The sequence below is a fragment of the Streptomyces turgidiscabies Car8 genome, assembly GCF_000331005.1.
In the GTDB taxonomy this organism is placed as follows: Bacteria; Actinomycetota; Actinomycetes; order Streptomycetales; family Streptomycetaceae; genus Streptomyces; species Streptomyces turgidiscabies.
Map to the genome: position 1 here is coordinate 1 of NZ_AEJB01000194.1, position 9,011 is coordinate 9,011.

Annotated in this window: 8 protein-coding genes and 1 pseudogene; 6 read left to right on the top strand and 3 right to left on the bottom strand. The window is 71.1% G+C overall.

What is annotated here, in order from left to right:
* Positions 1-13: 13 nt before the first annotated feature.
* Positions 14-916, bottom strand: coding sequence for a tRNA (adenine-N1)-methyltransferase (locus tag STRTUCAR8_RS11885; protein ID WP_006375924.1), 903 nt, complete (start codon positions 914-916; stop codon positions 14-16).
* Between the two features lie 195 nt (positions 917-1,111).
* On the opposite strand from STRTUCAR8_RS11885, the gene STRTUCAR8_RS11890 reads away from it, so the two are divergent.
* Genes STRTUCAR8_RS11890 through STRTUCAR8_RS11900 form a run of 3 tightly spaced genes read left to right on the top strand, consistent with a single transcriptional unit; the run spans position 1,112 to position 5,037 of the window.
* On the top strand, positions 1,112-2,560 hold the full coding sequence (locus STRTUCAR8_RS11890) for a glycosyltransferase family 2 protein (protein WP_044472059.1): 1,449 nt from the start codon (positions 1,112-1,114) through the stop codon (positions 2,558-2,560).
* A gap of 60 nt (positions 2,561-2,620) precedes the next feature.
* Positions 2,621-3,706: a glycoside hydrolase family 113 gene (locus tag STRTUCAR8_RS11895; protein ID WP_143666447.1), complete on the top strand. Its 1,086-nt coding sequence runs from the start codon at positions 2,621-2,623 to the stop codon at positions 3,704-3,706.
* Complete coding sequence (locus STRTUCAR8_RS11900) at positions 3,703-5,037, top strand: acyltransferase family protein (RefSeq protein ID WP_044472058.1); 1,335 nt, start codon at positions 3,703-3,705, stop codon at positions 5,035-5,037. The genes STRTUCAR8_RS11895 and STRTUCAR8_RS11900 overlap by 4 nt, the downstream gene beginning before the upstream one ends.
* An 11-nt stretch (positions 5,038-5,048) precedes the next feature.
* On the opposite strand, the gene STRTUCAR8_RS11905 is transcribed toward STRTUCAR8_RS11900, so the two are convergent.
* Entirely contained in the window at positions 5,049-6,506 is a 1,458-nt protein-coding gene (locus STRTUCAR8_RS11905) for a site-2 protease family protein (protein WP_006375922.1), read from the bottom strand.
* A 179-nt stretch (positions 6,507-6,685) separates the two neighbouring features.
* Here STRTUCAR8_RS11905 and STRTUCAR8_RS11910 point away from each other — a divergent pair, with 179 nt between their 5' ends.
* Positions 6,686-7,561: a RecB family exonuclease gene (locus STRTUCAR8_RS11910; RefSeq protein ID WP_044472061.1), complete on the top strand. Its 876-nt coding sequence runs from the start codon at positions 6,686-6,688 to the stop codon at positions 7,559-7,561.
* Between the two features lie 88 nt (positions 7,562-7,649).
* On the top strand, positions 7,650-8,321 hold the full coding sequence (locus tag STRTUCAR8_RS11915; RefSeq protein WP_006375930.1) for a response regulator: 672 nt from the start codon (positions 7,650-7,652) through the stop codon (positions 8,319-8,321).
* Positions 8,322-8,348: 27 nt separating this feature from the next.
* On the opposite strand, the pseudogene STRTUCAR8_RS49560 reads toward STRTUCAR8_RS11915, so the two are convergent.
* Positions 8,349-8,534 (bottom strand): annotated as a pseudogene (locus STRTUCAR8_RS49560) (TetR family transcriptional regulator); the annotation flags it as partial.
* A gap of 208 nt (positions 8,535-8,742) precedes the next feature.
* Between STRTUCAR8_RS49560 and STRTUCAR8_RS11920 the strand changes: the two are divergent.
* On the top strand, positions 8,743-9,011 hold a 269-nt coding region (locus tag STRTUCAR8_RS11920), incomplete at its 3' end, for a DUF1989 domain-containing protein (RefSeq protein WP_006375923.1).

The following is a 9,011-nucleotide window of genomic DNA, read 5'->3' on the forward strand; positions in this document are numbered from 1 at the left end:
TGCGTTGTCGCGGTCAGCGGCCGTTGCCGCCGTCGGCGTTGGGACCGGAGTAGTCCTCGCCGTAGGAGCCCTTGGAGGGGCGGCGGCGGCGCACGGGGGGCTCGACGCCGTCGGCGAGGCGGCGGGCGGTGAGCAGGAAGCCGGTGTGGCCGATCATGCGGTGGTCGGGGCGGACGGCGAGGCCCTCGATGTGCCAGTTGCGGACCATCGACTCCCAGGCGCTCGGCTCGTTGAAGCAGCCGATCTCGCGGAGGGACTCGACGGTCCGGGCGAGCTGGGTGGTGGTCGCCACGTAGCAGCAGACGATGCCGCCGGGGACGAGCGCCTTGGAGACGGCCTCCAGGCATTCCCAGGGGGCGAGCATGTCGAGGACGACACGGTCGACCTCGGTGTCGCTGAGGTTGTCCTGGAGGTCGCCGACGGTGAGCTGCCAGGCGGGGTGGGGGCCGCCGAAGTAGCGCTCGACGTTCTGCTGGGCGATCTCGGCGAAGTCCTCGCGGCGCTCGTAGGAGTGCAGCATGCCCTGGTCGCCGACGGCACGCAGCAGGAAGGTGCTGAGCGAGCCGGAGCCGACGCCCGCTTCGACGACGCGTGCGCCGGGGAAGATGTCGGCGAAGGCGAGGATCTGCCCCGCGTCCTTGGGGTAGACCACGGCGGCGCCGCGGGGCATGGACAGGACGTAGTCGGGGAGCAGGGGGCGCAGCGCGAGGTAGGCGACGTTTCCGGTGGTACGGACAACGCTGCCCTCGGGTGCGCCGATCAGCTCGTCGTGCGGGAAAGAACCCTTGTGGGTATGGAAGTTCTTTCCGGCTTCGAGCGTGAACGTGTAGTGGCGGCCCTTGGGGTCGGTCAGCTGAACCTGGTCCCCGACCTTGAAGGGCCCGCGCCTGCGGGCGGCACCGGTCGGTTCGGACATGTGAAGAGCCTACCGGTGTTGTCGGGGGCCGCCGACCATCGGGTCTGCGGTGCGGGCCGGCTTCGGGAGTCCCGCTCTGTGACGGGAATCATCTTCACAAAATCTACAATCGGCATGCATGGTTCCGCTTAGTACTTCCAGGGCGTTACGGCTCTTGGTGATGAGTCAGGTCTTTACGTACACAAGTGGGTGATCATGACCGCCTCCGCTGACGGCGTCGACGTCTTCCCGTCTCGCCGCGCAGCGCGGATGGTGAGACGTCAGGCGGTCTGGCGGCCGGGTTTTCTGTCGTTCCTGGTGACGGCGGGTCTCGCCTATGTCCTCTCCACCGCGCTGTACTCCTCCGCGCAGACGCTGATGGGGTGGGTGGTGACCGTCCTGTGGTCGCTGCCCGTCGTCAGTTCGCTCGTCGGTGTCGCCGGTGCCGTGCTGACCCGCCGCCGTATCGCCCGTCAGCGCGACTGGGCGGAAGCGGTGCCGGCGCTGCACGACCGGCTCGTCGTGCTGGTCCCGACCATCGGCCGCGACGACACCTACCCCGCTCTGGAGCGGTCGGTGCTGTCGTACTGCGCGTTCCTGCCACGCTGGTTCCCCGCTCTGCGCGTGGACGTCCTGACCGAGGAAGGCTGTGAGGCCGCGGAGCGCATCGACGCGCTGGCCGCCCGTAGTCCTCTGATTCGTGTGGTGACGGTGCCGAAGGCTTATCGCACCGCCAATGGCACCCGTTTCAAGGCCCGTGCCAATCACTACGCCCACGAGCTGCGTATCGCCGAGGGTGAGGCGCTGGACGATGTGTGGGTGCTGCACATGGACGACGACACGGGCGTCGGTCCGGACACGGCCGAGCAGGTCGCGCGTTTCATCAACGCCCAGCGCCGCGCCGGTCCGGAGGGCAAGCACCTGGCTCAGGGCATGCTGACGTATCCGCGGGAGAACGCTGTCAACCGTCTGACGTGGCTGGCCGACTCGATCCGCCCCGCCGACGACATCGCCCGTTTCGCGGTTCTCACCGGCGGTGGTACTCCGCTGGCCGGGCTGCACGGCGAGCTGCTGCTGCTCCGCGCGTCCGTCGAGGCGACGATCGGCTGGGACTTCGGTCCGGACTCCATCTGCGAGGACGCGCATCTGGCGCTGGTCTTCGCGAGCCGCTACAAGGGGCGCAGCGACTGGTTCTCCGGGCGCAGTTACGGCGCGTCCCCGGCGACCATGCGGGACTTCCTCAAGCAGCGGGAGCGCTGGTCCTGGGGTCTGGTGGGGCTGGCCTTCAACCGCACTCTGCCGCGGCGTTCCAGGGCGCTGCTGATGTACAGCGTGACGACGTGGGTGATGGGGCCCTTCCAGCACGTGGGTGTGGTCCTGGCGGTCGGCGCGCTTCTCGGCGACCTCAACACCTCGCCCGTCACGCCGTGGATCCTGCCCCTGTGGGCGGTGACCATGGGTTACGCGGTGTGGATGTACTGGGAGGGGCTCAAGATCAACGCGTCGGTGTCGGCCAACGGCCGGCGGTTGTGGTGGGAGCCGGTCGCGGTGGTCGCTCTGATGCCGTTCTTCGCGCTGTGGGAGGCGGTCGGTTCCTTCCGGGGGCTGCTGCGGTGTCTGCGCGGTGTGGAGAACCAGTTCGTCGTGATAGCGAAGCCGGCCTGAGGGATGCGTACTTGTCTTCGAGGCTCTCGTGGCCTCGTCCTTCCGGCCCTTCTGTCTCTCGTGACCCTTCTGTCGACGGCCGGGTGTGTGTCCGCCGGAGGCGGTGCCGCCGTGCCGCGCGTGGAGTCCGCGTCGGCGTCCGCGACCGGTGACCCGGCGCCGGCGCGGGTCGCCCGGCCCTGGCGGCGCGGGGACCCCCAACTCGGCGCGCAGGTGCTCTGGTACACCTACCCGGGCGAGACGGACCGGTCCGTGCGCGGCAACGCGCTGCGCCTGGTGAACTACATGGTCGGCAGGCACATGAACGCGGTCTCGGTGACGTTTCCCTTCGCGACCGCCGGCCCCACGTCGAGCGAGGTCGGTGCTTCGGCCCGCACGCCGTCCGTACGGCACCTGGGGATGCTCATGGACACCGCGGCGGCGGCCGGGCTGCGCATCACGCTGCGTCCGCTTCTCGACGAGCAGAGCCTGGTGGCCCGGGATCCGCTGGCCTGGCGCGGGTCGCTCGCTCCTGCAGACAGGGCGGCCTGGTTCCGGTCGTACGGGGCGTTCCTGGCGCCGTATCTCGGCCTCGCGGCGCGCCATCACGCGAGTACCTTCGTCGTCGGGGCGGAGCTGACGTCGTTGGAGGACGACCCGCACTGGCGTTCGCTGGTCGCCACGGCGCGCAGGTCGTTCCCCGGTGAACTGTCCTACGACGCCAACTGGGACGACTACGTCTCACGGCATGTCCCCGTCCCCGTCGACCATCTGGGCGTCGACGCGTACTTCCCGCTCCCCCTGCTCGACGACGACGCGTCCGTGGCGGAGATCGCCGAGGGCTGGCAGCGCTGGCTGGACCGCAAGAGCACCGGGAAACTGCCCCGGGTCGTCCTGAGCGAGGTCGGCATCATCGCGGAGGACGGCGCCTATCGTCACCCGGCGGTCTGGAAAGGCGGGGGGAAGTTCAACCCCACGGTGCAGCAGCGCTGGTTCGAGGCGGCCTGCCGGGTCGCCCGGGACCGTGACATGGCCGGCCTGTACTGGTGGAACCTCGACTTCCACGCCGATCCCGCGGCCGGCGCTCCCGGCGGCTCCCACACCTCCTTCCTCGGCCGTCCCGCCGAGGCCGTCATCACCTCCTGCTTCCGGACCTGGTCACGATGAACGAAAAGCTCTACAGGCGTCAGCCGCCCCACCTCCCCGAGTCGTCGTGGTTCGAGAGCGGTGCCCTGCCCCGCCACGGGTCGCACGCGGCGACCGCTGTCACGTGGCCGGAGTTCGGCGTCGGGGGCGGACCGGTCGCGTCGGGGGGACCGCTCGGCGGTGGTCCCGACGCGGACGTAGCCCGCTTCCCCGTGCTGCTCGCCGATGCCGGGCCGGAGGTCGCGCCGGTCCCCGCGTCGGCGCGGGGTTCGGATTCGGAGGGAGGAGCGAGCGGGCGGCGGTTCTCGGCCGTGGACGGTCTGCGGGGAGCGGCTGTGCTGGCCGTGCTCGCGCATGACACGGGTGTGGGCGGGCGGTACTTCTCCTGGACCGGCGCGGGCGTCGACGTCCTGCTGGTGCTGACGGGTTTCCTCGCCACCCTGCCCCTGCTCCGCGGGGCGACCGCTTCCGGCAGGACAGGGATCGCCGGCTTCCTGTTCCGCAGGGCGAAACGGCTGGTCCCCGCGCTGCTGGTGGTGGCCGTTCTTACCCTCACGCTGTGTTGGACGTGGGGTTCCGCGCGCGCGGTCCTCGATCCGGCCCGACCGCTGGGTTACGGAAGCTGGGCACAGTGGCTGCACGGGCGGCCCCTGGGGGCAGTCCCCACGGTCGGTTCACCGCTCGCTCCGCTGCGGGGGTGGGACCTCGTCGTGTGTTCCTTGACGGCGTGGGCGCTTCTGCTGGCGTGCCTGGGTCTCCTGGTCCGGCGCAGGCTCGCTCCGGTGGCGCTGGTCGCCGCACTGCTCGCCGGGGCTGGAGCCGCCGCGTCGGTGAGCGGGGTGCTGCCCGGCGTCGGCGTGCTCACCGGGGTGCGGTCACTGGCTCTGGCGGCCGGCGCTGTTGCCGCTTGCCTCGTACACCTGGTCGAACGCAGTGATCGTGCGGTGTCCCGAGCGGTCGCCGTGCTGCTGACGGTGACCGGCCTGGCCTCGGCATTGGCCCTCGCGGGGTCGGCCGTCCTGCGCGGCGGAGGGCTGGGCGAGACGCGGTACGTGGTCGCGGTCGTCCTGAGCGCAGCCGTACTGACGGCGCTGCTCTGCGGCGGCCGGGGCCTTCTGGTGCGGCTGCTGTCGGGCGAGCTGGTCACGGAGGTCGGCCGGATGTCGTACAGCCTCTTCCTGCTGCACCTTCCCGTGTACTGGCTGCTGGAGCGCGGTCAGCCGGGGCTCAGTCCTCTCGGGCTGTTCCTGGTCGGGGGCGGGGTGACCTGGTTCCTGTCGCTGCTCGTCCACTACCTGCTGGTCGAGCGCCTGGCCGCCCGTTCCTGGCGTCGCGGGCGGTCGGCCCACTGAGCCTGCGGGCTCTAGTTCGGGCGGGCCATCGCCTTGACGAAGGCGCGTTCCACGTCGGCAGCGGAGAGGACTCCGTAGATCTCGCCGGACTCCTCGACCACCAGGTACTCGGAGGCGGGGTTGGCGCGCAGGGCGTCGAGGAGTTCCTCGCCGGAGAGTTCCGCGGAGACCCGCATGCCGTCGGTGAGGTCCTGGGCGAGGCCGCTGACGGAGACCCAGGGGCGGCGGTGTTCGGGTACGCCGACGATGGCGGCCTCGCGGACGAGGGAGAGGGGTTCTCCGTCGGGGTCGACGACGACGAGGGCGCGGGCGCCGGCGTCGTTGGCGCGGCGCAGGGCCTCCGAGAGGGGGGTGTCGGTCTCGACGGGGACGGCGCGGCGGGTGAGGTTGCGGGCGCGCAGTTCCGGGAGGTGTTCGCGCAGCCGGGCCATACGGAGGCTGTTTCCGGCGCCGGTCCAGATGATCGCGGCGAGGATGGCGGCGAGCAGGGCGTCGGTGACGGTGTCCATGCCGACGCTGTCCTCGGCGGTGGAGCCGAGGGCGCCGGACTGGGTGAGCAGCGGGAGTCCGACGAGGACGGAGACGGCGAGGGCGCGGCCGACCCAGGCGGCGGCGATCGTACCGGTCATGGGCCGGCCGGTGATCTTCCAGACGACGGCGCGGAGCATGCGGCCGCCGTCGAGGGGCAGTCCTGGCAGGAGGTTGAAGGCGGCCACGATGAGGTTGGAGATCATCAGGCCGGCCAGCAGGACGCCGGGGACGGTGCCGGGTTCGACGGTCTGGAGGGCGAGGTAGAAGACTCCCGCGAGGATCAGGGAGAGGAGTGGGCCGACGAAGGCGAGGACGAATTCGCGGCCGGGGGTCTCCGACTCCTTCTCGATCTCGGAGACGCCGCCGAAGAACTGGAGCTGGATGCGGCGTACGGGGAGTTTGAAGCGGAGGGCGGCGACGGTGTGGGCGAGTTCGTGGACGAGGACGGAGGCGTAGAAGGCGACCGCGAAGAAGAGGGAGACGAGGTAGCGCAGGGCGCCGAGTTCGGGCAGTACGCGGTCGAGCTGGCCGCCGAAGACCCAGGTGATGAGGGCGGCGACGAGGAACCAGCTGGGGGCGACATAGACGGGTACGCCGAAGGGGCGTCCCATGAGGAGTCCGCCGCCGGGTTCCTTGGGTTTGCGGGGGACGCGGGACTTGGCGAGGCGGGGAGTGGTGCCGGTTCGGCCCGGGGTGTCCACGGGCGCGTCCGGTTTCGGGGCTTCCGGGGCGGCCGCTTCGCCGGTGTCGGCGGGCTCGTCGGGCCGCGTGGGTTCCTCGTCGGGTTTGCCGGGTTCAGCGGTCTCCGCGACTCTGGTGCCGGCCGTCCTGGGTTCGGGGCGTGTGGGGTCGGTGGTCGGCGCCGTGCCGCCGGTGTGGCGGTCGGTCGACTCATCGTTGCCGGAGCGCGGCTGTCCGCTCCCGCCGCTCTCGTCCACGGTGTCCCCTTGTCGGATGCGTCTCCCTTTTCCGCTCCGGGGCGGAAGGGCCTCGGGTCGATGGTATGCGGCCGTCGCGGCGAGTTCCGCCCCGGCACCCCCTGTGTTCGCCGGGCTGTCACGGTCGGGGGGCGTCGGCGGGTGGGTCACTGTCAGTGGCGGGCCGTATGGTCGTCGTCATGGAAATGAGCACCGAGGGCGCCGCCGAGTCCGTCTCGCCGGTCGTGACGCCCTCCGCGCCGGCGTCGCTGTCGCCCTCGCGGGCCAGTGACTTCATGCAGTGTCCGTTGCTGTACCGGTTCCGGGTGATCGACCGGTTGCCGGAGAAGCCGAGCGAGGCCGCGACGAGAGGCACTCTGGTGCACGCGGTGCTTGAGCGGCTGTTCGACGCGCCTGCGGCGGAGCGGACGGCGCCGCAGGCGAAGTCGTTGATCCCGGGTCAGTGGGACCGGCTGCGCGAGTCGCGGCCGGAGGTGGTCGAGCTGTTCGCGGACGATCCGGACGGGGAGCGGCTGGCGCGGTGGCTGGGTGAGGCCGAGAGCCTGGTCGAGCGCTGGTTCGGGCTGGAGGATCCGACCCGGCTGGAGCCGGCCGAGCGTGAGCTGTTCGTCGAGACGGAGCTGGATTCCGGGCTGAAGCTGCGCGGGATCATCGACCGGGTCGATGTGGCGCCCACGGGCGAGGTGCGGATCGTCGACTACAAGACGGGCAAGGCGCCGCGCCCGGAGTACGCGGAGGGCGCGCTGTTCCAGATGAAGTTCTACGCGCTGGTCGTGTGGCGGCTGAAGAACGTGGTGCCGCGGCGGCTGCAGCTGGTGTATCTCGGCAGTGGCGATGTGCTGACGTACGACCCGGTGGTGGCCGATCTGGAGCGGGTGGAGCGGAAGCTGCTGGCGCTGTGGGAGGCGATCCGGGAGGCGACTGCGACGGGGGTGTGGCGGCCCCGGCCGACGAAGCTGTGCGGCTGGTGTGATCACCAGTCCGTGTGTCCGGAGTTCGGGGGGACTCCCCCGCCCTATCCGTTGCCGGTGGTGGCTCCGCCGGAAGCGCCGTAGTCGGCCGCGCGTCGGCGCGGTGTCGCGCCCCTTCCGGACCGCCGCACCGTACAGGGCAGAATGGGGCCGACTACCGAAGGAGACTTACGTGGCTATCCGCGTCCTACTTGTCGACGACCAGCCGCTGCTGCGTACCGGGTTCCGGATGATTCTGGAGGCCGAGCAGGACATCGCGGTCGTCGGCGAGGCCGGAGACGGTCTTCAGGCGATCGACCAGGTGCGGGCCCTGCAGCCCGACGTGGTGCTGATGGACATCCGTATGCCGCGGATGGACGGTGTGGAGGCGACCCGGCAGATCACCGGGCCGGGGCGGGACGGGCCGGCGAAGGTGCTGGTGCTGACGACCTTCGATCTCGACGAGTACGTGGTGGAGGCGTTGCGGGCCGGTGCCAGCGGCTTCCTGCTGAAGGACGCGCCGGCGAACGAGCTGGTGCAGGCGATCCGGGTGGTGGCCTCGGGTGAGGCGATGCTCGCGCCGAGCATCACGCGTCGGCTCCTGGACAAGTACGCGGGGCATCTCCCGTCGGGTGACGAGCCGGTGCCGGACGCGCTGCACACGTTGACCGAGCGTGAGGTCGAGGTGCTGAAGCTGGTGGCGCGGGGGTTGTCGAACGCGGAGGTCGCCGCCGATCTCTTCGTCAGTGAGACGACGGTCAAGACGCATGTCGGGCATGTGCTGACCAAGCTGGGGCTGCGCGACCGGGTGCAGGCCGCGGTGTACGCGTACGAGAGCGGGCTGGTGCGTCCCGGCGCGCAGTAGTGGGACGGTGGGTACGACGACGAGGGTGGACGCCTGGCGCATCCCCGCCCGCTCGGCGATGGTCCGGGTGGTGGTGGCCGCGTAGCCGCGGGTGGTGAACAACTCGGCGGCGGCGGTGAGCAGTTCGGCCCGCGGGGCGAGCCCACTGTCCGGCCGCTGCGCGGCCCGCGGTCTGCCGACCCGCCGTCCGCCCGGCCCGCCCGTCGTTCCCATGCGTTCGATCCTCGCACACCCCCCGGCCGGATGATCTCCGTGAGCGATCGGTAACCGGGTGGCAACACACGGGCAACGCCGGCGTCTCGACGCCCGCCTAATTTCTGTCGGGCGACAGAAATTCAATCGGCAGGACAGAGCGGCACAGCAGGACAGACAGCACGAGCACCACGAGAAGCAGTACGACTTCGGAGCCGGAGGACCCTCGATGGGGACATCGACCACGTACGGAGCCCGCGATCACGCCCGCGCCCAGGAGGGCGCCCAGGCGGAGGCCATGCCCGTCGTCCCGGCCGCCGACTGGCCCGCGCCGCCCTGCGCGGCGGGCCATCTGGTGTGGGCCGAGACACTGGCGGGCGGCAACTACACGCACCGGGTCCTGGCTCGCGGCACCGAGCTGCGCCTGACCGACCTGCGCGGGGACGCCTGCGCCCATCTGCTGCTCTTCGTCGCGGACCGGCCCTGGGAGCGCCTCAA